Raw genomic sequence first — 22,544 nt, 5'->3', positions numbered from 1 at the left:
TAAGAGCATGACTGGCGGCATAAAAATGCGCCGAAGTTGAAAAGGAATTAAATGGCGCTTTGATTGCCGTCTTTTGAAAAGCGCAAATAAAAAGCGCTGTTGGATATCAATCCAACAGCGCTTTCGTGTGGGCACTTAGTGCCTCATGTCTCCTCGTTCTCCACCTGCAAATTCGTGGTGCATCAGAACTGCATGAAGGTTAAACGAGCACCCCCACCGCTACAACTAGCACTTACCCTAGTGGTGCAGTGCGGCACCGAATTGGGGCAGGGTCAGCCGCGTTTGGCGTCGCCCGCGTAAATAAGGGCTCAAACTGCATCGCCCGTTCATACTGCAAAGCAGCGTAAATACTTCGGATGGCGAATTAAAACGTGAGGCGAGATGCATCGCCGTCACGCGCGCAGCGGTCGCACGCGCGCGACGATCTCGCCCACAATGCCGCGCCGGAAAGCCAGCACGCACGCGATAAAGATCACGCCGGTGACGATCGTCACCGACTCGCCCAGCGAGCGGAACCAGTCGATGCCTGTCGTCGACGCCAGCGCGCCACCAATATCGCCGAGCCGATCTTCAAGCGCGACGATCAGCGTGGCGCCGAGCAAAGGACCGAACAGCGTGCCCATGCCGCCCACGAGCGTCATCAATATCACGAGGCCGGACATGGTCCAATACGCGTCGCTCAATGTTTCGAAGCCCTGCACGACGACCTTCAGCGAACCCGCGAGGCCCGCGAGCCCCGCCGACAGAACGAACGCAAGCAGCTTGAAGCGATCGGTATCGTAGCCAAGCGACACGGCGCGCGGCTCGTTCTCCTTGATCGCGACCAGCACTTGCCCGAACGGCGAATGCACGATCCGCACGATCAACAGGAAAGCCAGCACCATGATCGCCAGCACGACAAAGTACAACGCGACATCCGACGAAAGATCGAGCGCACCGAAGAGCTTGCCGCGCGGCACGCCTTGCAGGCCGTCCTCGCCATGCGTGAACGGCGCTTGCAGAAACACGAAGTAGACCATCTGCGCGAGCGCGAGCGTCACCATCGCGAAGTAGATGCCTTGGCGGCGAATCGCGAAAATGCCGACCACGAAGCCGAGCAAGGTCGCCGATACCGTGCCCGCGAGCACGCCCAATTCGGGCGAGAGGCCGAGCGTCTGCATCGCGTAGCCGGTGATATAGCCGGCCGAGGCGAGAAACATGGCATGCCCGAACGAGAGCAGCCCCGTGTAGCCGATCAACAAATTGAAGGCCGCGGCGAAGAGCGCGAAGCACATCACCTTCATCACGAAGAGCGGATAGATGCCGAGCAAAGGCACCGCGAGGAGCCCGAGCAGCAGCAAACCGTAGAGCACTTTTCTCTGCATCATTTTTCCTTGCCGAAGAGACCCGCCGGACGCACCAGCAACACGAGCGCCATGATCACGAACACGACGGTCGCCGACGCCTCCGGATAGAACACGCGCGTCAGCCCTTCGATCACGCCGAGCAGCAAGCCGGTGAGAATCGAGCCCATGATCGAGCCCATTCCGCCGATCACCACGACGGCAAACACGGTGATGATCATCGGCTGCCCCATCAACGGTGAGACCTGGATGACGGGCGCGGCCAGCACCCCGGCGAACGCGGCGAGCGCCACGCCGAAGCCGTAGGTGAGCGTGATCATCAGCGGCACGTTTACGCCGAACGCTTCCACGAGCTTCGGGTTCTCGGTTCCCGCGCGAAGATAGGCGCCGAGGCGCGTCTTCTCGATCACGAACCACGTGGCGAAGCAGACAATCAGCGATGCCACCACGACCCATGCGCGATAGTTCGGCAGGAACATGAAGCCGAGGTTGGTTGCGCCCGACAACGCGGACGGCACGTCGTATGGCTGGCCGGACGAACCATAAATGGAGCGGAACACGCCTTCCACGACGAGCGTCAGCCCGAACGTGAGCAGCAGTCCATATAGATGATCGAGTTTGTAGAGCCAACGCAACATGGTGCGTTCGATGGCGACACCAAACAGACCGACGATCAGCGGCGCGAGAAACAGCATCGCCCAGTACGGCACGCCGAAATAGGAGAAGCCCATCCAGGCGAGCATCGCCCCGAGCATGAACAGCGCGCCGTGCGCGAAGTTGATCACGTTCAGCAAGCCGAAGATCACCGCAAGACCCAGACTCAGGATTGCGTAGAACGAGCCGTTCACGAGCCCGAGCAGCAACTGGCTCAGCATCGCGGGAAGCGGAATGCCAAAGATGTCCATTGAAGCCTTAACCCATTGCCAAGGTGAGAGCCGCTTGACATGGCCCGGGCCGGCACGCGAAATTCACTCACGACGCCGGCCGCGTACGGCCTATGAAACGGTCTAAAACACGCACGGCTGTCCGCCCGCGCGCGGACAGCCAGCCGTCAGACGTTCAGCCCGCGCTTATTTCCACAGCGCGCAGCGCGATTCCGCCTTGGTCGTGAACGCCTGTTCGCCGGGAATCGTCGCGGTGATCTTGTAGTAGTCCCACGGCTCTTTCGATTCCGCCGGCGTCTTCACCTGCATCAGGTACATGTCGTGGATCATGCTGCCGTCCTGACGGATGTAGCCCTTCGCGTAGAAGTCGTCGATCTTGGTCTTCTTCAGTTGCGCCATCACCTTGTCGGCATCCGTCGAGCCGACTGCCTGCACCGCCTTCAGATAATTCATGGTCGCCGAATAGTCGGCGGCCTGAAGGCTCGACGGCATCTTGCGCATCTTGTCGAAGTAACGCTGCGACCACTTGCGCGTGTTCGCGTCCTTGTTCCAGTACCAGCTGTCCGTCAGCACCAGGCCTTGCGTCGTTTCGAGACCGAGGCTATGCACGTCGTCGATGAACATCAGCAACGCGGCGAGCTTCATCGTCTTGGTAATGCCGAATTCCTTCGCGGCCTTGATCGCGTTGATCGTGTCGCCGCCGGCATTCGCGAGACCGAGCACTTGCGCCTTCGACGATTGCGCCTGCAACAGGAACGACGAAAAGTCCGATGCCGACAGCGGATGACGCACTGCGCCCAGCACCTGGCCGCCGCTCGCCTTCACCACGTCCGACGTGTTCTTTTCAAGCGCCTTGCCGAACGCGTAGTCAGCGGTCAGGAAGTACCACGTCTTGCCGCCCTGCTTCACCACCGCCGAGCCGGTGCCCTTGGCGAGCGCCGTGGTGTCGTACGCATAGTGGATCGTGTAGGGCGTGCATTGCTCGTTGGTCAGCGTGTCGGCGCCCGCGCCGATGCTGATGTACACCTTGTGCTTTTCACCCGCGACGGTGTTCATCGACAGACCGGTTGCGGAGTTCGTGCCGCCGATCAACAGGTCGAGGCCATCGCGATCCATCCATTCGCGAGCACGCGACGCCGCGATGTCCGCCTTGTTCTGGTGATCCGCGTACAGCACGGTGATCGGCTTGCCGTTGACCTTGCCGCCGAAATCGGCGACGGCCATGCGGATCGCTTCGAGGCCGCCCTGGCCGTCGATATCCGCGTAGAGCCCCGACATGTCGGTGATGAAACCGATCTTCACTGAATCGTCAGCCGCTTGCGCGCTTCCCATCGAGATGGCGGCGCCGGCGGCGACCGCGAAACAAACTGAGGCAAGCCGCGCGAGTGGGTTCTTTTTCATTCGTGTCTCCTGGTTCTTCGCTTGTGGTTATCAGAGGCAGTCGGGCGTCATGCTCTATACGCCCAGTAGATCGTGCAGGACCGGCATCTTGCTTTCGAGTTCACTTGCCCCGAAGTGCTCGACGATCGTACCGTGCTCCATCACATAGAAGCGATCGGCAAGTGGCGCGGCAAAGCGGAAATTCTGTTCGACCATGACGATCGTGTAGCCGCGCGCCTTTAGCGTCACGATCATGCGCGCGAGTGCCTGCACGATGACCGGTGCAAGCCCTTCCGAGATCTCGTCGAGCAGCAGCAGGCTCGCGCCCGTGCGCAGAATGCGCGCGACCGCGAGCATCTGCTGTTCGCCGCCCGAGAGCCGCGTGCCCTGGCTCATGCGGCGTTCCTGCAAGTTCGGGAACATCGAATAGATTTCTTCGAGCGACATCATGTGCGCCTTGTCGCCGACGGGCGGCGGCAACAGCAGGTTTTCCTCGCACGAGAGGCTCGAAAAAATACCGCGTTCTTCCGGGCAATAACCAATGCCGCGATGCGCGATGCGATGCGTGGCCAGGTTGATCGTTTCGCGTCCGCCGATGCGGATCGACCCCGTGCGCCGACCGGTGAGACCCATGATCGCGCGCAACGTCGTGGTGCGCCCCGCACCATTGCGGCCGAGCAGCGTGACGACCTCGCCGCGGTTCACGGTGAGATCGACGCCGTGCAGAATGTGGGATTCTCCGTACCAGGCCTGCAATCCCGCGATCTCCAACGCGGGAGCACTCGCGTCCGTGCCGCTCACTTCGACGCTTTCGCGCTCGGCGATTGTATTCATGCGTGGGCTCCGGCGAGCGCCGCGTCGGCGCTGCCCATGTAGGCTTGCATCACGAGCGGATTCTTCGACACTTCGGCATAGCTGCCCTCGGCGAGCACTTCGCCACGTTGCAGCACGGTGATGGTGTCGGAGATGCCGGCGATCACATTCATGTTGTGCTCGACCATCAGAATCGTGCGGCCGCTCGATACTTTTTTGATCAGCGCCGTGACGCGATCGACGTCTTCGTGGCCCATGCCTTGGGTCGGTTCGTCGAGCAGCATCAGCTCGGGTTCCATCGCGAGCGTGGTGGCGATTTCGAGCGCGCGTTTGCGGCCATACGAAAGTTCGACGGTCAGCACATCGGCGAAATCGGTGAGGCCGACTTGCGTGAGCAGATCCATGGCGCGGTCGTCGAGCTTGCGCAGCGAGCGCTCGCTTTTCCAGAAATGAAATGCGGTGCCGAGCGAGCGCTGCAAACCGACGCGCACATTCTGCAATGCCGTCAGATGCGGAAACACAGCGGAAATCTGGAACGAACGGATGATGCCGCGCCGCGCGATCTGCGCAGGCCGCTCACTCGTGATGTCGACGCCGTTAAAGACGATCTGACCCGCGGAGGGTTCGAGAAACTTGGTGAGCAGGTTAAAGCACGTGGTCTTGCCCGCGCCATTCGGGCCGATCAGCGCATGGATAGAGCCGCGGCGCACGCGCAGGTTCACGCCGTTCACGGCGATGAAGCCTTTGAACTCGCGAGTGAGGCCGCGCGTTTCGAGAATCGTATCGCCGAGAATCATGTTCCCTTCCATACGGAGTAAGGCGAAGCACTACGATCTGTCGCGCGAAACTCTGCGCGACTTGTCTGGACGGCGGCACCCCGTGCACGCTCGTTGGCGTGGTGCACCAATCCAAAGGAAAGCCTCGGCGCAGCACGCAGCATGGCTGTCATTGTCGCGCCAATGATGCACCGCATTCATCGGGATTTGCACTTAGTGGGCGATGCGTTCTGCCCATCGGCGTCTCTTATCGGAGACAACCTGATGACGCGGCACGCCGTTTGCGCAGGCACGCCGCGTCATATGCACACGCGTGTCACGCAGTGGACATCGTTCGTATCGTGCTGCTTTGTGCAGCCACGCTGCCCGCCACGCGCGCGCGACGATCCTCGCGAATCATGTCGCTCGCGCGCTCGGCGATCATCAGCGTGGGCGAGTTCGTATTGCCCGATGTGATGGTGGGCATGACGGATGCGTCGACCACGCGCAGCCCGTCAACACCGATAACCCGTAGGCGGTTATCGACCACCGCGCCCGGATCGTCGGGGGTGCCCATGCGACATGTGCCGACCGGATGAAAGATCGTCGTGCCGACGAGACCTGCCGCACGCTGCAGTTCTTCCTCGTTCTGATACTCGATACCCGGCAAGATTTCCCGCGGCTGATAGCGCGCGAGCGCGGGAGCGGCTGCAATGCGGCGCGTGAGACGCAATGCGCTCGCGGCGACGTGCCGGTCGTAATCCGTGGAGAGATAGTTGGGCGCGATGAGCGGCGGCGCCGAAGCATCCGCCGATTCGATGTGGATGCTGCCGCGCGAAGTGGGCCGCAACTGACACACCGACGCCGTGAAAGCATTGAAACGATGCAGCGGTTCACCGAAGCGATCCAGCGAAAGCGGCTGCACGTGATACTCGAGATCGGGGCGCGTGAGCGAGCGATCGTCGGGGTCCGACTTCGCGAACGCGCCGAGTTGCGAAGGCGACATCGACATCGGGCCGCTTTGAAAGAGCGCGTACTGCACGCCGATCATCAGCTTGCCCCACCAATGCGCGGACGCAGTGTTGAGCGTGCGAACGCCGTCCACTCGATACGCCATGCGCAACTGCAAATGATCCTGAAGATTTTCGCCGACGCCGCGCAGATCGTTGACCACGGCGATACCGAGATTTTGCAGGCGCGCACCATTGCCGATGCCGGACAGTTCGAGCAATTGCGGCGAGTTCACCGCGCCCGAACTCAGGATCACTTCGCAGCGCGCCCGCGCGACGTAGTCCACGTTGTCGCCGCGATATTCGACGCCGGTGCAGCGACGTCCTTCGAAGACGACGCGCTGCGTGTGCGCGCCGGTGATGATGGTGAGATTCGGGCGCTTCATCGCGGGGCGCAGGAATGCTTTGGAAGCGTTCCAGCGAATGCCGCGCTTCTGATTGACGTCGAAGTAGCCGACGCCCGTGTTATCGCCGCGATTGAAGTCGTCGGTGGCGGGAATGCCGGTCTCTTGCGCGGCCTTTGAAAACTCTTCGAGAATCTTCCATTTGAGGCGTTGCTTCTCGACCCGCCACGGACCGCCCGCGCCATGCGATTCACTTGCGCCTGCGTAATGATCTTCGCTGCGCCTGAAAATGGGCAGCACCGCGTTCCATGACCACGATGAGTCGCTCGTGACGCGCGCCCATTCGTCGTAATCCTCGCGCTGCCCGCGCATGTAGATCATGCCGTTGATCGACGAGCTGCCGCCCAACACGCGTCCGCGTGGATACGAAAGCGCGCGGCCGTTCAAGCCGGGTTCCGACTGCGTTTTGTAGAGCCAGTCCGTGCGTGGATTGCCGATGCAGTAGAGATAGCCGACTGGCACATGAATCCAGTGATAGTCGTCCTTGCCGCCGGCTTCGAGCAGCAGGACGTGGATGTCCGGATCTTCGGTCAGGCGATTAGCGAGCACGCAGCCCGCCGTGCCGGCGCCGACAATGATGTAGTCGAATTCGCCTTCGAGACGCCGCCCTGAAGATGCGGCTTGCGCGTGGCTCATCGTTCAGTCTCCTAATCATTTTTTTTGGCCGATGCAAAGCCGGTTTTATCGACGCCTTCGGCGCGTCACGATGACGCCGCCGAAGGCCGGCATCTGCAACTACTTCGCGACCGGCATAGTGAACTCGGCGCCCTTCGAAATACTGTCGGGCCAGCGCTGCATGATGCTCTTGTAGCGCGTGTAGAAGCGCACGCCTTCTTCGCCATACGCGTGATGATCGCCAAATAACGATCTCTTCCATCCGCCGAACGAATGCCACGCCATCGGCACGGGAATCGGCACGTTGATGCCGACCATGCCGATCTGGATCTGCCGCGAGAATGCGCGCGCGATACCGCCATCCGAGGTGAACAACGACACGCCGTTGGCAAACTCGTTCGCGTTGATCAGTTCCACCGCGGACGCGAAATCCGGCACGCGCACCACGCACAACACCGGCCCGAAAATTTCCTCGCGATAGATCTTCATCTCGGTCGATACGTCGTCGAACAACGTGCCGCCGAGAAAGAAGCCCTTCTCGTGGCCCGCGACCTGATGACCGCGCCCATCGACGACGAGCTTCGCGCCGGACGCGACGCCGGCCTCGATATAGCCCACCACCTTCTCGCGATGCGCGGCCGTCACCAACGGTCCCATTTCGGCGACTGATTCCATGCCGTTCAGAATCTTCAGGCTTTTCACGCGAGGCGTGAGCCGCTCGATCAGTTCGTCGGCGATATGGCCCACTGCAACCGCAACCGAAATCGCCATGCAGCGCTCGCCGGCCGAGCCGTACGCGGCGCCGATCAAGGCGTCCACGGCCTGATCGAGATCGGCGTCCGGCATCACGACCAGATGGTTCTTCGCACCGCCCAACGCCTGCACGCGCTTGCCGTGCTTCGCGCCTTCGGTGTGGATGTACTCGGCGATCGGCGTCGAGCCGACAAAGGACACGGCGCTCACATCGGGATGCACGAGCAGCGCGTCGACCGCGACCTTGTCGCCGTGCACGACGTTGAACACGCCGTCGGGCAAGCCGGCTTCCTTCAGCAATTCCGCGAGACGGTTCGATGCCGACGGGTCGCGCTCCGAGGGCTTCAGCACGAAGGTGTTGCCGCACGCAATCGCGACCGGGAACATCCAGCACGGCACCATCATCGGGAAATTGAATGGCGTGATGCCCGCGACCACGCCGAGCGGCTGCCGCAGATTCCAGTTGTCGATGCCGCCGCCGATCTGATCGGTGAAGTCGGTCTTCAACAGGTTCGGAATGCCGCATGCGAACTCGACCACTTCGATGCCGCGCATTACCTCGCCCTTGGCATCCGAGAACACCTTACCGTGTTCGCGCGTGATCAGTTCCGCGAGTTCGTCGTGATGGCGGTCGAGCAGTTCCTTGAATTTGAACAGCACGCGCGCCCGCTTGATCGGCGCGGTTTCGCTCCACGCGGGAAACGCGGCATTGGCGGCCGCGACCGCGGCATCCACTTCGGCGACGCTCGCCAGCGGCACGCGCGCGCTCACGTCACCGAGCGCGGGATTGAAGACGTCGCCCGAGCGGCCACTCGTTCCCTCGACCGCACGGCCGTTGATGAAATGCGTCAGCGTCCGGACACCCGCGCCCGCGCGAACTGCATTGTCCTGGTCCTGATATGTCTCGCTCATGTCCTGTCCTCAGGTGAGGTTGGTGTGAAATCTTCCGCCACCGCGCCCGCGGCCATGCGGCCCGTGCAATGGCGTGTCGAAACGCCAGCGTACGGCGCAACACCGGCTGAAATCCAATGAGTAATGCTCAACTGCGGTATAAGCCGCGTTAATATCAGCGGATGGACCTGACTCTGCTACGTGCCTTCGTCACTGTTGCACGCGAGGGCAACCTCACGCGCGCGGCGGTGCAACTGCATCTGACCCAACCGGCGGTGAGTCTGCAAATCAAGCATTTGCAGGAGACGCTGGGCGTGACGCTGTTCACGCGGACGTCGCACGGACTCTCGCTCACGCGCGACGGCCAGGCGCTGCTGCCGCACGCCGAACGCGCGCTGGGCGCGGCAAGCGACGTGCAGCGGGCGGCGCAATCGCTGCGTCACGAGGTGCGCGGACGCCTGCGCATCGGCACCATTCTCGATCCCGAGTTTCTGCGGCTCGGCGGCTTTCTCAAGCAACTGGTGGAAACGTGGCCGCACATTGAAACGGCTTTGCGCCACGGCATGTCGGGCTGGGTGCTCGACCAGGTTCGCGCGGGCGAGCTGGATGTCGGCTACTACATCGGCGTGCCCTCCGACGACGACCCGCGTGAAGCGCCCGCCTTCCATACACTGACGCTCACGCACTTCCAGTACCGCGTGCTGGCGCCGGCGGGCTGGAAAGATCGCGTGAAGGGCGCGCGCGACTGGCGCTCGCTCGCCGCGTTTCCGTGGATCTGGACGCCGCCCGCTTCCGCGCACAATCGCCTGCTGTCGCGCTGCTTCGGCGAGGCGGGCGTGAAGCCGGTCAAGGTCGCGGAAGTCGATCAGGAGCCGTCGATGCTCGATCTCGTCAAATCGGGCGTGGGCCTCACGCTCGCGCGCGACGCCATTGCAATTGCCGAAGCCCACGCGCATGCGTTGACGATCGTCGAAGGCATTACGGTGCCGACGCAACTTAGCTTTATCGCGCTTGCCGAACGCAAGGACGAGCCGGCGATTGCCGCCGCGCTGAAGCTGATCGAGCAGCAATGGACGACGTGAACGTCGCGCGGCCGCGATATGAGCCGCTCTCATGACAGATCATGACAGCCGGGCCGACTGAAACCGCACGGTCACGCAGTTTTTGTTAGATTGGCGGTTTGCGCCGGCGCGCCCTTCCTCGCCGCTTTCCATTCCACTGACTCTGTCCTTCCCGGCAGCTTCGTTCCGATCCACCGGAAGCCGCCGCCCCCTCCATTCTTCGAAAGGAGCCTGACATGGCACGCAACATCGAAATCAAAGCCCGCGCGCAGCATTTCGAGCAACTGCGCGAACGCGCGGCGCAGCTCGCGCCGGATGCGCCGCTGATTTTTCGTCAACAGGACTTTTTCTACGACGTGCCGCGCGGGCGCCTGAAACTGCGCCAGTTCGACGACGGCACGCCCGCCGAACTGATCTTCTATCAACGCGACGACCGCGACGGACCGAAAGCGTCGTACTACACGCGCAGCCCCGTGACGAATCCCGAAGCCATGCACGCGCTGCTCGCCACCGCGCTGACCACGCGCGGCATCGTGACCAAGGAACGGCATGTGTATCTGGCCGGACGCACGCGGATTCATCTGGATCGCGTCGACGGCCTCGGCGATTTCGTCGAGCTGGAAGTAGTGCTCGCGCAAGACGACAAGGAAGAAGACGGCCATGCCGAAGCCCACGCCATGTTCGCGCGCCTCGGCGTGGCGGAAGCGGATCTGGTGGCCGTGGCCTATGTCGATCTGCTGAGCCCCGACAGCGAGCCCAAGCAAGCCGCATAACGCTGTGCGCCCTGGCCGCCGGGCGTCCTTCAGGCGGCGGCCGTGCCTGGCGACAGATGGCCGAGCGGCAACGGCCCGTTGCGTTTGAACGTGGTGAGCACGATGTTCGAGCGCACGCTATCGACGCCCGGCACGCGCATCAGCTTCTTCATCACGAAGGTGGAGAGGTAATTCAGATCGGGCGCGACGATGCGCAGCAAATAGTCGGCGTCGCCCACCACCGCATGACATTCGAGCACTTCCGGCAGCACGTCGATCTGCTGCTGGAACTGCTCGATGATCGAATCGCCGTGGTGCTTGAGCTTCAGGCTCGTAAAAGCCGTCACGCCCAGCCCGAGCTTTTCGGGCCGCAACACGACGCGATAGCCGTCCACCACGCCCACCTGTTCGAGCCGCTGCAATCGCCGTCCGATCTGCGACGGCGACAGCGGCACCTGCTCGGCCAGTTGCTGATGCGTGGCGCGCCCGAAGCGCTGAAGCACGTCGAGCAAGGCGAGGTCGAAGTGGTCAAGTTCTAGCATGAATATAATCCGCATGAAATGGCAGTGTCATGCACGATTATTGCATGTCAACGCTGTTTAACGCCATCTTTGCGCTCATCCCGCACGACTGAAGCTCTACACTTGCACGGTAAATTTCATTAGCCTTGACCGCAGAGCGCAAGTCCATGTCCATCGCCAACACCGCCAAACTCAAGGAGCAGTTCGACGCCGGCCTCGAAACCCGCGCCGATTTCACCATCGAGCAGCCGACCGGGCGCTATGCCGCCGTCGATCACGCCGTGTGGCAGCAGCTCTACACGCGGCAAACCGCGCTGCTCAAAGGCCGCGTGTGCGACGAGTTTCTGGCGGGCGTCGAATGCATCGGCATGCCGACGGACCGCGTGCCGTCCTTCGACGAAATCAACGCGAAGCTCACGCCCGCGACCGGCTGGCAAATTGTCGCGGTGCCCGGCCTCGTGCCCGATCAGGTGTTCTTCGAGCATTTGGCCAACCGCCGCTTTCCGGTGACATGGTGGATGCGCCGCCCGGATCAGCTCGAGTATCTGCAGGAACCCGATTGCTTCCACGATCTGTTCGGCCATGTGCCGCTGCTGATCAATCCCGTATTTGCCGACTACATGCACGCTTATGGCCGCGCCGCGCTCGCCGCGCACAACGCGGGCGCGTTGCCGCTCCTCGCGCGGCTCTATTGGTACACCGTCGAATTCGGCTTGATCCGCGACGCCGCGAGTCCCAACGGCGTGAAGCTCTATGGCGCGGGCATCGTGTCGAGCAAAGGCGAAACGCTGTACAGCCAGCAAAGCGCGGCGCCGAACCGGCTCGGCTTTGATCTCGAACGCGTGATGCGCACGCGCTATCGCATCGACACGTTCCAGAAAACCTACTTTGTGATCGATAACTTCACGCAACTTTTCCGCGTCGCGCAGACGGATTTCGCGCCGCTGCTCGCGCGTCTCGCCGACGCACCGGCGTTCGCGGCCGGCGACGTGCTCGAACGCGACCGCATCATCACGCGCGGCACGCAGGAAGGCTGGCTCGCCGACGGCGATATCTGACCGGACGCAACCGCGCCGCGACGGCCGGACGTCAGCGAGTTCGCGGCATCCGTGAAAAAATAGGACAGCGCTCGCGTGTCGGCGCGCGCATTGAACACGAGGTATGCACCATGATTCAGAAATTGAGTTCCGAAGACCGCACCGCGGAGCTGGCCAGCTTGCATGGCTGGCAGCCCGTGGCGGGCCGCGACGCGATCCAGCGGCAAATCGAATTCGCCGACTTCAACGAGGCGTTCGGCTTCATGACGCGCGTGGCGATCAAAGCGCAGGAAATGGATCACCACCCGGAATGGTTCAACGTGTACAGCAAGGTGGACATCACGCTCTCCACACACGAAGCGGATGGCGTGACGAAGCGCGACATTGAACTGGCGCGGTTTATCGACAGCATCGCCGCGCGGTAAAGCATTCGTCGTACTGAAAGGGCTTTGCAGGCCGCGCCGGAGTCAAACCTTCAGTTCTACAGGCTATTTTTAAGGCGCTCGTAAGAATCCCACGCTTGCCTCGCAATCGCGTCCAAACGATCCGGCGAGAGCGTGTTCTGACGCTGTACAATCAGGAGCGCATACGGCTTGGAGAGCGCGCTTGCCTCCTTGCACAGAACGAGTTCGTCTCCGCTCGAAGGTGAGCGGGCGCGCCAGAAGTTGATCGCGGCTTCCAGTTCCTGAATGCTTATTTCGGACATGGCTTCGATCACCCAATGGCCGCCAGCAGACTAATCGACAGCTGCTTCGTGGCCGGTTAGCCCATTCGGCACCGCCGCCCCATGTGGTCTGTGTAGCAGGCGCCCCGGCGAACCGCTTGCCCAAACGCCTAAACCCATTGTACTTGAGCGAAATCCATGCGACTCCTTCTGATCGAAGATGACCGCCCCATCGCACGCGGCATCCAAAGCAGTCTCGAACAAGCCGGCTTCACCGTCGACATGGTCCACGACGGCATCTTTGCCGAACAGGCCCTCACGCAAAACCGCCACGAACTGGTGATTCTCGACCTCGGCTTGCCGGGCATCGACGGCATGACGCTGCTCTCGCGCTTCCGCCAAAGCAACCGCCACACGCCGGTGATCATCCTCACCGCGCGCGACGAACTGAACGACCGCGTGCAAGGCCTGAATTCCGGCGCCGACGACTACATGCTGAAGCCGTTCGAGCCGACCGAACTCGAAGCGCGGATTCGCGCCGTGATGCGCCGCAGCGGCCCTCATGGCGACATGCCGCGTCCGGAAGTGTCGCTCGGCGGTGTGCGTCTGTCTGGCGTGGATCGCCGCATTTTCAACGACGACAAGCCGCTCGAACTGTCGCCGCGCGAATTCGCCGTGCTCGAAATGCTGCTGCTGCGCCATGGCCGCGTGGTCAGCAAGGCGCAACTGCAAGACCATCTGACGCATTTCGGCGGCGACCTCGGCGACACCGCGATCGAAGTCTATGTGCACCGCGTGCGCAAGAAACTCGAAAACTGCCGCGTCGAAATCGTCACGGTGCGCGGATTTGGTTACCTGTTGCAGGAAATTCGCCAGGCCGCATAATCGCCCTGAGGGCCGCAACTCGCTTGCGGCCTGACGGCGCCGGGCCGGCGCAGCGCACTTCGTGCGCGATTCGCCGGCACCCGGCGAAATTTCACGGCGCCTCGCGCCTGCCATTTTCCCGCGCGTTCGATCATGCCCCAGCCGGCCGCCAATAGTCTGCGCCGCACGCTGCTGCGGCGCCTCGCTGCTCCCCTTTCGCTGCTCGCGCTGATGAGCGGCCTGATCGCCTACTGGCTCGCGTGGCAATACACGCAGCATGTGGTCGACCGTTCGTTGGCCGATCTCGCCACCGCCATTTCCAAGCAGATTCAGATTGCCGGTCCCGAAGCGCCGATTACCGTGCCGCCGCTCGCGCAGGCCATGTTCTCGGACCCGGTCGAGCATCTCGTGTACCGCATCAGCAATGGCGAGACTGAAATCGCCGGCGATAAAACGCTGCCGCTGCAAGGCACCAGCGTTCGGCGCATGCATTACGCGTACGTGTTCGAAACCCAGCACGACGGCGTGACGGTGAGAGTCGCGCAAGTCCGCGTCGATCAACCGGTTGGCAACCCGGTTGTCGTGGAAGTCGGGCAGCCGGTGCACCACCGTTTTCGCATCGCCGCCGAGTTTCTCGTGGCGATCATGATGCCGCTCCTGTTGCTGCTTCTGGCGGGCTGGGTGATCGTCTGGCGAGTGGTCAACCAGCAGCTCAATCCGTTGACCGATCTCGCGGACTCGCTGAACCGGCAAACGCATACGTCGCTCGAACCGGTCGACGAAACCTTTGTGCCCGTCGAAATCCGGCCGCTGACCGGCGCCGTGAACGCGCTGCTCGGTCGCCTGAAAACCGCACTGGACGGCCAGCGCAAATTTATCGCCGACGCCGCGCATCAGTTGCGCACGCCGCTCACGGCCGTCAAGCTGCACGCCGAACAGGCGGCGGTGGCCCGCGATCCGCAGCAGACGCTCGCCGCGGTACGCGAGCTGCGCGCGGCTGCCGACCGCGCGGTGCGTCTGTCGAATCAGTTGCTGTCGCTCGCGCGCGCGGAGCCGGCTGAGCAGGCCGCGCGCTTCGTGAATGTGGACATGGCGGCGCTCGCGTTCGATACCGGCGCGGAATGGGTGCCGCGCGCGTTGACGTCGCACGTCGATCTGGGTTTTCAGCGGCTCGACGATCCGGCCAACGATCAACCATTGGTCGCGCGCGGCAATCCCGTGCTGCTGCACGAAGTGATCGCGAATCTGCTGGATAACGCGCTGAAGTATGTGCCGCCGTCGCGCTTCGACGGCGGACGCATCACCGTGACCGTGTCGCAAACCGAGATCGACGGTGTCCGCATGGCCGAGATCGTGGTGGAAGACAACGGCGCGGGCGTGCCGCTCGCACAGCAAGCCGATCTGTTCAAGCGCTTTTTCCGCGGCGACGGCCAAAGCGATAACGGCGTGGACGGCGGCGCCGGTCTCGGTCTCGCGATTGTCCACGACATCATGGCGCTGCATAACGGCAGCGTGCATTACGGAGACGCGCCGGACGGCGGAGCGCGTTTCATCGTGCGAATTCCGCTCGTCCGTCCTGCCGTTGAAACCGGCGCCGGCGACGAAGCGCATCGGCATGAAAAAAAACCGGCGCACTCGGCGCCGGTGGATTTGTAGCATTCGCGGTTTTCGCCGGGCCGCTCGCGCGTCGTTCATATGACGTGCGACGCGGCCCGCGCGTTACTTCTTTTTCTCTTTTTTCGCCGCTTTGCTGGATTTCGCGGATTTAGCCGCCTTCGCCGATTTGCTCTCGCCCTTCTCTTTGCCTGTCGGCGCCAGCATCGTGCCGCGGCACTTGCGCGCGCCGCAGCGGCATTCATATTCCTGCTTGAGCTTCCTGGTCTGACGCGCGTCGATCACCAGGCCGTAATCGTAAAAAATCTCTTCACCTTCGGCGATGTCGCGCAGCGCATGCACATACACGTGACCGTCGATCTCTTCGGCTTCGCAGTTCGGCGCGCACGAGTGGTTGATCCAGCGCGCGCTGTTGCCGTCCACCTTGCCGTCGATCACCTTGCCGCTATCGAGCGCGAAGTAGAACGTGTGATTCGGTTCGTCAGGATTATGCGGATGACGGCGCAATGCTTCTTTCCAGGAAATGCGCTCGCCCTTGTATTCGATTAGCCGCTCGCCGGCCGCAATCGGTTCGAGCGCAAACACGCCTTTGCCGTGCACACCTGAACGACGCACGGCGATCCTGCGTGAACTCATTGAATGAATCCTTGTGAAGAACTGGGGATGAAGTCCGGCAGCCGTCGGAAACGCCCGCGTCTGACGCGCTGATTTTTTCTGGCGCTGATAGCAAACGCGGCGCCCTGCGAGCGCCGCGTCGACCTGCGACGCTCATGCGCCACAACCGGCATCCTACACGCTCACGACGGCTTCGTTCAACCGCCAAAAACGCGTGGATGCACGGCGCGCATCGACCGCTTCATCTTTGTCCAAACGAAATCTCGCCGAACAACGCTTTCTGATCGCGCGGCTGCGAACGCCAGTATTGCGGCGGCGCGTCGACTGTCGCGCCGAGTTGCGCGGCGGCGTGCCACGGCCAGCGCGGGTTGTACAGCAACGCGCGCGCCAGTGCGATCAGATCGGCGTCGCCCTGTTCGATGAGTTGCTCGGCGTGAACCGGATCGGTGATGAGTCCGACGCCGATGGTCGTGAGCCCGGTCGCTTTTTTGACAGCCTTGGCGAAGGGCATCTGATAGCCCGGTTCGAGCGGAATCTTTTGCAATGGCGACACGCCGCCCGACGATACGTCGATCCAGTCGCAGCCGCGCTTTTGCAACTCGTGCGAGAACGCGATGGTGTCGTCGAGCGACCAGCCGCCTTCCACCCAGTCGGTCGCGGAAACGCGCACGCCGACCGGTTTGTCGGCGGGAAACGAAGCGCGCACGATGTCGAAGATTTCCAGCGGAAAGCGCATGCGGTTTTCGAGCGAACCGCCGTAGTCGTCATCGCGCTGATTGGCGACGGGCGACAGAAACTGATGCAGCAAATAGCCGTGCGCCGCGTGGATTTCCAAGGCATCGATACCGAGGCGCGCAGCGCGGTGGGCGGACGCCGCGAAGGCTTCGCGAATGCGGTTCAGGCCGGGTGCGTCGAGCGCCAGCGGCGGCTCTTCGCCTGCCTTGTGCGGCAACGCCGACGGCGCATGCGGCAACCAGCCGCCTTGCGAGACGGGAATCAGCTGGCCGCCTTCCCAAGGCGCATGGCTCGACGCCTTGCGGCCCGCATGCGCTAACTGCATCGTTACGTTGATGGGCGAATGCTTGCGGATCGCGGCGAGCACCGGCACGAGCGCGGCTTCGGTGACGTCGTCCCACAAGCCGAGATCGCCGGGCGTGATGCGACCGTCCGGCTCGACAGCGGTTGCTTCGATGAACAACATGCCGGCACCGGACAACGCGAGGCTGCCGAGATGGATCATGTGCCACGCGGTGGCCTCGCCGCGGTCGGCGGAATATTGGCACATCGGCGACACGACGATGCGATTGGGAACAGTCACGCTACGCAGCGTGAGTGGAGAAAATAGTGCGCTCATGGACCACCGCCCAGTAAAAACCCAAGAGCGAACGAGCATAGCACCGCGGTTATTTTGCTGCAGACAATGGCTTGTCGACCTTGGGCTAGAGCGCTGTACGCGAGATGCTTGCGCTTAAGGCTTGCGCTCGACCTGATCGAGCCAGTCGCCGAACATGCGGCACGCGGCGGCTTCCAGAGCCGGACCGAATTGCGCGGTCTCGGCACGTAACCGACGCGCGTCGATGCCGTGAACGGCAAGCTCGCCGGCATTGCCGATCAGCCACGGCTCGAAGCGGTCGGTGCGAATTTCGGGGTGACATTGCAGCGCGAGCACGTGATCGCCCCACGCGAAAGCCTGGTTTTCACACACGGCCGTGGATGCAAGCCGCGTGGCGTTGGCCGGCAAATCGAAGGTGTCGCCATGCCAATGCAGCATGGAAGTGTGAGCGCCGTCGAGATGACGCAGCGGCGAAGCGCGGCCCGCGTCGGTCAGCGTAAGCGGAGTCCAGCCAAGCTCGGTATGACCCGCGGGATAAACCCGGGCGCCGAGCGCACGCGCGATCAGTTGCGCGCCGAGACAGATGCCAAGCGTAGGAAGACCCGCCTCGATGCGCTTTTCGATCATCGAGAGCAGCGGCACGAGCGTGGGATACAGCGCGTCGTCGGTGGCGCTGATGGGACCGCCCAGCACCACCATCAACGACGGCGTCACAGGATTCGGCGCCTCGATGCGCGCGAAGCCGACGTCGAGATAACGGACCGGGCGTCCGCGTTCGCCGAGCACGCGCTCGAGACTGCCCAAATCCTCGAAGTGCACGTGGCGAATGGCCAGAACTTCCTGATTCATCAGCCTGTCACCTTCACGTTGACTGGAAAGCTGCCGCAGCGCGGCGCGAAACGGATGACGGGCGGCGAAGGCGCCCGCCCGGCGCCGGTTTGCAGTGTAGCGGATTGCCCGAAGCGATCGCCTTATTGGGCGAAGATCTTCCAGGTTTTCTTCTGGGTGGCGAGGTCCGCCGTCTCATGCACCGAGCAATCCAGACGCAGATCCGTGTCCGCCATGTTCATGTCGAGCAGCGCGCAGTGATGCGGCGTCTTCTTCGGATTCTTGCTCGGCTCGAAGTGCGTGCAGCTCAGGCACATACGATGTGCCGGAATCTGGCCTTGCGCTTCCAGCTGATGAACGGTCTTGAGCAGCGTGCGATAAAACATGGCTTGCTCGTCGTCGCGCAAGGTGCCGACTGCCTTCGCCAGGAAGTCCGGCCATTGCGCGGCGCGCTTCGCAGCCGTGCGGCCACGGGCGGTCAGGCGGACGGCAAGCGCGCGGCCGTCGTCGAGCGCGCGGCGCTTTTCGACGAGACCCTTGGTTTCGAGCGTGCTGACAGCGTCGCTGGTGGTGGCGGCGGTCAGGGCCGTTTCACGCGCGATTTCGCCGAGCCGCATCGGGCCCTTACGCTGCATCAACAAAACCAGGATTTCGCCCTGCGTGGGCGTGAGGCCCGCGCCTTCCGCCCATTCCCAAGCCTGGCTTCGCATTGCCGTGCTCAGTCGCAAGAGGCTGTGGGTGACTCGCCCGGTTGCCTGTTCTCCGTATACGCCTTCGCTCATAATCTTCGATTGGTTTATTTACAGCTCTTGTGCGGTGCCGGCCGACTGCTCGCCGGGAACGCCCGTAGCCTGTGTGGGGTAGCCCCGCCCAAAACAGGACGAGACGGTTTCGACTATCTCAAAAATTCACCGCCCTGCAAGCCGAAGCGGTTAAGACGACATTCTATGCGAGAGCGGCGAATCGTACAGCTAACTTATCCAACGCAAGCTGTGGATAACCGTGGGACAACATAGCGAACGACCTGTGTGCCGATTCTTGATAAGCGTCAGCACCCCCGTCGCCAGTCCTTAAGTTGTCCTCGTTTACCGCCGCCGATGCACCGGCTGACGGCCTACTTATGCATCTCCCAGCGCCTTGACTTTGTAGGGGATTATTCGGTTGTCCACAGCCGGCGGCTATGCTTGTTATCTACTACTACGTATGTATACGTAAATATTGGAAAAATCTTAAGGGCCCCGAACTGGAATTTTTTTACGACGAAAAAAAACCCGCGTGTTGCGGGTTTTATTACGGTTCGACACAAAGCGGGCTCTGCGCCCGCTAGGCTCGCCATCTCAGGCACTGTTGCCGGACCGCCTCGTGCAAGGACTTTTCCTTTTCGACGACGCCCCGTAGCCACGTCGCATCGTTGATCTGGCCGCGCGCGATCGCGCCGACCTCGGCGAGCGCATGGCTCGAACCCAACGCATCGCCGTGCGGCGCGATTCGATCGAGCGTTTCGAGGATGTCCTCGGAAATTGTTTTGCGCTCGCCCGTCTGCGGATTGATGCAAGTGCCCGCCATCCCGAAGCGGCATGCCTCGAAGCGGTTGAACGTGTAGACGAGGTAATCGTCTTCGTGCGGCGTGATCGGCTTGTCGAGCAGCAGATGGCGCGCGAGCGTCTGGATGTAGCAGGCGATCGCCGCAGCGCGGTCCACGGAAAGCGGCGTGTCCATCACGCGCACTTCGATCGTGCCGAAACCCGGCTTGGGCCGGATGTCCCAGTAAAAATCTTTCATGCTGTTGACCACGCCCGTGTGGACCATCTTCGAGAAATATTCCTCGAAACTGTCCCAGGTCAGCACGAACGGCGCGCGGCCCGACAGCGGAAACGCGAACACGGAATTCAGGCGTGCCGAATGAAAACCCGTGTCCACGCCTTGCACGAACGGCGACGAAGCCGACAGCGCAATGAAGTGCGGAATGAAGCGCGACATGGAATGCAGCAGGAATAGCGCGCTGTCCGCATCCGGGCAGCCGATGTGCACGTGCTGGCCGAACACCGTGAACTGCTTCGCGAGATAGCCGTACAACTCAGAAAGGTACTGAAAGCGCGGCGTATCCACGATCTGCCGCTCGCTCCATTGCTGGAACGCGTGCGTGCCGCCGCCGCACAGCCCGACATTCAGATGATCGGCCGCGGCAACGAGCGTGTCGCGAATCTTGCGCAGATCGGCGAGCGCCTGTTCATGCGACGTGCAGATGCCGGTCGACAGCTCGATCATGCTTTCGGTGATTTCCGGCGTGATATTGCCGGGAATTTTCTGATCCTTGACGAGGCGCAGCAGATCCGAGCCGGCTTTGGTCAGATCATAATCGTGTGTATTGACGATCTGCATCTCGAGTTCGACGCCGAAAGTAAACGGCTTCGAATCGATGAAGGGTTCGAGTGACATGGCGTCCCCTGAGTGAGATCGGCCGGGCAGTTGTCGGATGCCCGGCCGTTTTTGAAGCGAATGAATCCGGATAAAACGCGCGGTTGGACCTGACCGCGCTTACTCTTCGCGGCGTTCGGCGACCAGCGCGAGGCTGCGATAAACGAGCCACGGACCGAGAATCTGGAGCACGACAATCGCGCACATGACGATTGCCCGAAGTTGTGGATCGAAATTCGGGTAAAGGTTGTAGGTATCGTCGACCAGCAGGTAAGCCAGCGCCGACATCGGCGACAGCGACAAACCGAGCGCAATGCCCTGCTTCCAGTTCAGTCCGCTCGGCTTCGCGAACGCAAGCACGCCGACCAGCTTCGCAACGAGCCGCGCAACGATCAGGCCCAGCGCCGCGACGCCGCCAAGCGCAATGTCCTTCCATTCGAACGGCGTGAGCGTCAGCACGAACAGAATCACGGTCAGCAGCCAGCCAGCCGTGCCGAAATGCCGCGGCCACAACTGCGGCCGCGCTTCCAGATTCTTCACGATGATGCCGGCGGCAAGCAGCGCGAGAATCGTCGACAGCTTGAACAGGTGCGCGAGCGCGATCGCCAGCAGCACGAGGCCGAACAGCGCGACGAACGAATGCTCGTCCTGCATGTTCAACCGGCGATAAAAGAACGTGCACGTGCGCGCGAGCAGATACGCCAGCACGAACGAGCCGACCAGCAGATAAAGCGGCTGGAGAATCGTCGCAAAAACGTTGCCGTACGCTTCCTGGTGCAGCCAGCTCGACACGAGCTTTTCGATCACCACCGCATACATGCTGTTGAGCGCGGTCAAGGTCAAAAGACGCTGCGTGACCTGCCCTTCTGCGCGCAGTTCGGTCTTGAGCTGAATCACCATGGCCGGCGACGTCGCCATGGCAATCGCGGCGAGCACCGTTGCGACCATCAGCGGCACCTTCAGAAACAGCAGGACCGGCAACACCAACGCGAAAGTCAGCGTGGCTTCGGCGACGCTCGACATGACGAGCCACGGATTACGGCGAATCCAGCGCAAGTCGAGCCGGCTGCCGAGCTCGAACAGCAGCAAACCGAGCGCGACATCGAGCAAAGGCCGGGCGGCCTTGGCCGATTCGGCGTCGATCACGCCCGAACCGGCCGCGCCGGCTATCAGACCGATCACCGCGTAACCGGAAATACGCGGCAAACGCCACGCGCGATAGCAGAGTTCGCCGCACAAACCCGCGGCCAGCAATGCAAGACCAGCCCAAAAGATGGCGTCGGGAGCGAGCGGCCAGGCTGGAAAAAATGAAAACGCCGAGTTCATCGTTATGGGTTCTCCTTTGCAGCAACGGCAGATGACACGAACCAGCGTCAACCGGCGCGAACACCGGCGAGCGGGTGGGCGCACGAGCGCTCACTGTCGCGATCGCTTCGCGTGACCCGCGTTGCGAGTTTTCAACGATCGGATGATTCGAACGCGCCAAGGTCGCAAGGAGCCCGACGCATTCCAGGGTGCAGCCGTAGCGACCAGCACGGCACGGTGAAAGAACGCTGTCGACGTCGAATCAGATTCTGATTGAACGACACCGTTCCGTTGCAGCGGGTGCCGTTAGAGGCGAGGCACCACGCGGAAAAGAACGGCGATTGTGCCATAGCTTGTTCAGCTTCAACCGAAAAGACACGAACATGCCGGTAAAACGGTAAAAACGTGCTTTATCTTCGCGAGCTGTGGAAAAACCGACCGTTTTATTGGCGGGTCGGAGCCTCATTCAGGACGTTTGCGCCGTGCTCGCCTGCAGAGTGTGCACCTGTTCGCTGGGCTTTTCAGGACGAAGCATCGTCAAGGTCAGCATGCGCGTTTTGCGACGTGCGTGTTGGCGACATTCGTTTGCGACGTCGTTCGAGATGTGAGGCAACGCACAGTCCAGCTACGGCCCTGGTTGTTTACGCGCTTACTGTATGTATACGTAGTAGCAGTTAACAAGCT

At 62.2% G+C, this 22,544-nt stretch carries 21 protein-coding genes; 6 read left to right on the top strand and 15 right to left on the bottom strand.

Annotated elements, in window-relative coordinates:
• Positions 1–392 precede the first annotated feature (392 nt).
• The 7 genes from VOM14_RS17695 to VOM14_RS17665 all read right to left on the bottom strand — a co-directional run bounded on the left by VOM14_RS17695 (position 393) and on the right by VOM14_RS17665 (position 8,869).
• A complete protein-coding gene (locus VOM14_RS17695; RefSeq protein ID WP_327630302.1) occupies positions 393–1,364 on the bottom strand; it encodes a branched-chain amino acid ABC transporter permease in 972 nt (323 codons plus the stop codon).
• Positions 1,364–2,248, bottom strand: coding sequence for a branched-chain amino acid ABC transporter permease (locus VOM14_RS17690; RefSeq protein ID WP_327630025.1), 885 nt, complete (start codon positions 2,246–2,248; stop codon positions 1,364–1,366). Before VOM14_RS17690 ends, VOM14_RS17695 begins: the two co-directional genes overlap by 1 nt.
• 165 nt (positions 2,249–2,413) lie before the next feature.
• Complete coding sequence (locus VOM14_RS17685) at positions 2,414–3,628, bottom strand: ABC transporter substrate-binding protein (RefSeq protein WP_327630022.1); 1,215 nt, start codon at positions 3,626–3,628, stop codon at positions 2,414–2,416.
• 54 nt (positions 3,629–3,682) lie between these two features.
• Positions 3,683–4,441, bottom strand: coding sequence for an ABC transporter ATP-binding protein (locus VOM14_RS17680; protein ID WP_327630021.1), 759 nt, complete (start codon positions 4,439–4,441; stop codon positions 3,683–3,685).
• Positions 4,438–5,217 (bottom strand): ABC transporter ATP-binding protein, encoded by a 780-nt coding sequence (locus VOM14_RS17675; RefSeq protein WP_327630020.1) that lies wholly within the window; start codon positions 5,215–5,217, stop codon positions 4,438–4,440. Before VOM14_RS17675 ends, VOM14_RS17680 begins: the two co-directional genes overlap by 4 nt.
• 295 nt (positions 5,218–5,512) lie before the next feature.
• Positions 5,513–7,225 (bottom strand): GMC family oxidoreductase, encoded by a 1,713-nt coding sequence (locus VOM14_RS17670; RefSeq protein WP_327630019.1) that lies wholly within the window; start codon positions 7,223–7,225, stop codon positions 5,513–5,515.
• 99 nt (positions 7,226–7,324) lie between these two features.
• Positions 7,325–8,869, bottom strand: a complete 1,545-nt coding sequence (locus tag VOM14_RS17665) for a CoA-acylating methylmalonate-semialdehyde dehydrogenase (protein ID WP_327630018.1) — start codon at positions 8,867–8,869, stop codon at positions 7,325–7,327.
• 161 nt (positions 8,870–9,030) lie between these two features.
• Between VOM14_RS17665 and VOM14_RS17660 the strand changes: the two genes are divergently transcribed.
• Positions 9,031–9,930, top strand: a complete 900-nt coding sequence (locus VOM14_RS17660; RefSeq protein ID WP_327630017.1) for a LysR family transcriptional regulator — start codon at positions 9,031–9,033, stop codon at positions 9,928–9,930.
• A 215-nt stretch (positions 9,931–10,145) separates the two neighbouring features.
• Entirely contained in the window at positions 10,146–10,682 is a 537-nt protein-coding gene (locus tag VOM14_RS17655) for a class IV adenylate cyclase (protein ID WP_327630016.1), read from the top strand.
• 29 nt (positions 10,683–10,711) lie between these two features.
• Here the strand turns inward: VOM14_RS17655 and VOM14_RS17650 are convergent, their stop codons facing one another.
• Positions 10,712–11,203: an Lrp/AsnC family transcriptional regulator gene (locus tag VOM14_RS17650; protein WP_310813480.1), complete on the bottom strand. Its 492-nt coding sequence runs from the start codon at positions 11,201–11,203 to the stop codon at positions 10,712–10,714.
• A 146-nt stretch (positions 11,204–11,349) separates the two neighbouring features.
• On the opposite strand from VOM14_RS17650, the gene phhA reads away from it, so the two are divergent.
• Together phhA and VOM14_RS17640 are read left to right on the top strand one after the other, a co-directional pair.
• The gene (phhA, locus tag VOM14_RS17645; protein ID WP_327630015.1) at positions 11,350–12,240 is read left to right on the top strand and encodes a phenylalanine 4-monooxygenase; all 891 of its coding nucleotides are present in this window, start codon (positions 11,350–11,352) and stop codon (positions 12,238–12,240) included.
• 89 nt (positions 12,241–12,329) lie between these two features.
• Positions 12,330–12,644 carry a 4a-hydroxytetrahydrobiopterin dehydratase gene (locus VOM14_RS17640; RefSeq protein WP_327630301.1) on the top strand — a complete coding sequence of 105 codons (315 nt, stop codon included), beginning with the start codon at positions 12,330–12,332 and terminating at the stop codon, positions 12,642–12,644.
• Positions 12,645–12,700: 56 nt separating this feature from the next.
• Here the strand turns inward: VOM14_RS17640 and VOM14_RS17635 are convergent, their stop codons facing one another.
• Positions 12,701–12,925: a DUF3717 domain-containing protein gene (locus VOM14_RS17635; RefSeq protein ID WP_327630014.1), complete on the bottom strand. Its 225-nt coding sequence runs from the start codon at positions 12,923–12,925 to the stop codon at positions 12,701–12,703.
• A gap of 156 nt (positions 12,926–13,081) precedes the next feature.
• On the opposite strand from VOM14_RS17635, the gene VOM14_RS17630 reads away from it, so the two are divergent.
• On the top strand, positions 13,082–13,768 hold the full coding sequence (locus tag VOM14_RS17630) for a response regulator (protein WP_013590077.1): 687 nt from the start codon (positions 13,082–13,084) through the stop codon (positions 13,766–13,768).
• 132 nt (positions 13,769–13,900) lie between these two features.
• Positions 13,901–15,403, top strand: a complete 1,503-nt coding sequence (locus tag VOM14_RS17625) for an ATP-binding protein (protein WP_327630013.1) — start codon at positions 13,901–13,903, stop codon at positions 15,401–15,403.
• A gap of 63 nt (positions 15,404–15,466) precedes the next feature.
• Here the strand turns inward: VOM14_RS17625 and VOM14_RS17620 are convergent, their stop codons facing one another.
• The 6 genes from VOM14_RS17620 to VOM14_RS17595 all read right to left on the bottom strand — a co-directional run bounded on the left by VOM14_RS17620 (position 15,467) and on the right by VOM14_RS17595 (position 21,881).
• On the bottom strand, positions 15,467–15,997 hold the full coding sequence (locus VOM14_RS17620) for an SET domain-containing protein (RefSeq protein ID WP_327630012.1): 531 nt from the start codon (positions 15,995–15,997) through the stop codon (positions 15,467–15,469).
• A gap of 220 nt (positions 15,998–16,217) precedes the next feature.
• Positions 16,218–17,330, bottom strand: coding sequence for an NADH:flavin oxidoreductase/NADH oxidase (locus tag VOM14_RS17615; RefSeq protein WP_327630011.1), 1,113 nt, complete (start codon positions 17,328–17,330; stop codon positions 16,218–16,220).
• A gap of 114 nt (positions 17,331–17,444) precedes the next feature.
• Positions 17,445–18,158, bottom strand: a complete 714-nt coding sequence (locus tag VOM14_RS17610) for a glutamine amidotransferase (protein WP_327630010.1) — start codon at positions 18,156–18,158, stop codon at positions 17,445–17,447.
• A 122-nt stretch (positions 18,159–18,280) separates the two neighbouring features.
• The gene (locus VOM14_RS17605; protein WP_327630009.1) at positions 18,281–18,919 is read right to left on the bottom strand and encodes a MarR family winged helix-turn-helix transcriptional regulator; all 639 of its coding nucleotides are present in this window, start codon (positions 18,917–18,919) and stop codon (positions 18,281–18,283) included.
• A 541-nt stretch (positions 18,920–19,460) separates the two neighbouring features.
• Positions 19,461–20,576, bottom strand: a complete 1,116-nt coding sequence (locus VOM14_RS17600) for a YbdK family carboxylate-amine ligase (protein WP_327630008.1) — start codon at positions 20,574–20,576, stop codon at positions 19,461–19,463.
• A gap of 99 nt (positions 20,577–20,675) precedes the next feature.
• Positions 20,676–21,881: a cation:proton antiporter gene (locus VOM14_RS17595; RefSeq protein WP_327630007.1), complete on the bottom strand. Its 1,206-nt coding sequence runs from the start codon at positions 21,879–21,881 to the stop codon at positions 20,676–20,678.
• Positions 21,882–22,544: the final 663 nt, after the last annotated feature.

Source organism: Paraburkholderia sp. MPAMCS5 (assembly GCF_036016995.1).
In the GTDB taxonomy this organism is placed as follows: Bacteria; Pseudomonadota; Gammaproteobacteria; order Burkholderiales; family Burkholderiaceae; genus Paraburkholderia.
The sequence above is the reverse complement of the archived record's forward strand: the minus strand, read 5'-3'. Positions and strand labels throughout refer to the sequence as shown.

What these genes read in the sequence shown, in the direction of transcription:
- VOM14_RS17695 (WP_327630302.1), bottom strand. Translation starts at nt 1,364, where the DNA reads ATGCAGAGAAAAGTGCTCTACGGTTTGCTGCTGCTCGGGCTCCTCGCG.
- VOM14_RS17690 (WP_327630025.1), bottom strand. Translation starts at nt 2,248, where the DNA reads ATGGACATCTTTGGCATTCCGCTTCCCGCGATGCTGAGCCAGTTGCTG.
- VOM14_RS17685 (WP_327630022.1), bottom strand. Translation starts at nt 3,628, where the DNA reads ATGAAAAAGAACCCACTCGCGCGGCTTGCCTCAGTTTGTTTCGCGGTC.
- VOM14_RS17680 (WP_327630021.1), bottom strand. Translation starts at nt 4,441, where the DNA reads ATGAATACAATCGCCGAGCGCGAAAGCGTCGAAGTGAGCGGCACGGAC.
- VOM14_RS17675 (WP_327630020.1), bottom strand. Translation starts at nt 5,217, where the DNA reads ATGATTCTCGGCGATACGATTCTCGAAACGCGCGGCCTCACTCGCGAG.
- VOM14_RS17670 (WP_327630019.1), bottom strand. Translation starts at nt 7,225, where the DNA reads ATGAGCCACGCGCAAGCCGCATCTTCAGGGCGGCGTCTCGAAGGCGAA.
- VOM14_RS17665 (WP_327630018.1), bottom strand. Translation starts at nt 8,869, where the DNA reads ATGAGCGAGACATATCAGGACCAGGACAATGCAGTTCGCGCGGGCGCG.
- VOM14_RS17660 (WP_327630017.1), top strand. Translation starts at nt 9,031, where the DNA reads ATGGACCTGACTCTGCTACGTGCCTTCGTCACTGTTGCACGCGAGGGC.
- VOM14_RS17655 (WP_327630016.1), top strand. Translation starts at nt 10,146, where the DNA reads ATGGCACGCAACATCGAAATCAAAGCCCGCGCGCAGCATTTCGAGCAA.
- VOM14_RS17650 (WP_310813480.1), bottom strand. Translation starts at nt 11,203, where the DNA reads ATGCTAGAACTTGACCACTTCGACCTCGCCTTGCTCGACGTGCTTCAG.
- phhA (WP_327630015.1), top strand. Translation starts at nt 11,350, where the DNA reads ATGTCCATCGCCAACACCGCCAAACTCAAGGAGCAGTTCGACGCCGGC.
- VOM14_RS17635 (WP_327630014.1), bottom strand. Translation starts at nt 12,925, where the DNA reads ATGTCCGAAATAAGCATTCAGGAACTGGAAGCCGCGATCAACTTCTGG.
- VOM14_RS17630 (WP_013590077.1), top strand. Translation starts at nt 13,082, where the DNA reads ATGCGACTCCTTCTGATCGAAGATGACCGCCCCATCGCACGCGGCATC.
- VOM14_RS17625 (WP_327630013.1), top strand. Translation starts at nt 13,901, where the DNA reads ATGCCCCAGCCGGCCGCCAATAGTCTGCGCCGCACGCTGCTGCGGCGC.
- VOM14_RS17620 (WP_327630012.1), bottom strand. Translation starts at nt 15,997, where the DNA reads ATGAGTTCACGCAGGATCGCCGTGCGTCGTTCAGGTGTGCACGGCAAA.
- VOM14_RS17615 (WP_327630011.1), bottom strand. Translation starts at nt 17,330, where the DNA reads ATGAGCGCACTATTTTCTCCACTCACGCTGCGTAGCGTGACTGTTCCC.
- VOM14_RS17610 (WP_327630010.1), bottom strand. Translation starts at nt 18,158, where the DNA reads ATGAATCAGGAAGTTCTGGCCATTCGCCACGTGCACTTCGAGGATTTG.
- VOM14_RS17605 (WP_327630009.1), bottom strand. Translation starts at nt 18,919, where the DNA reads ATGAGCGAAGGCGTATACGGAGAACAGGCAACCGGGCGAGTCACCCAC.
- VOM14_RS17600 (WP_327630008.1), bottom strand. Translation starts at nt 20,576, where the DNA reads ATGTCACTCGAACCCTTCATCGATTCGAAGCCGTTTACTTTCGGCGTC.
- VOM14_RS17595 (WP_327630007.1), bottom strand. Translation starts at nt 21,881, where the DNA reads ATGAACTCGGCGTTTTCATTTTTTCCAGCCTGGCCGCTCGCTCCCGAC.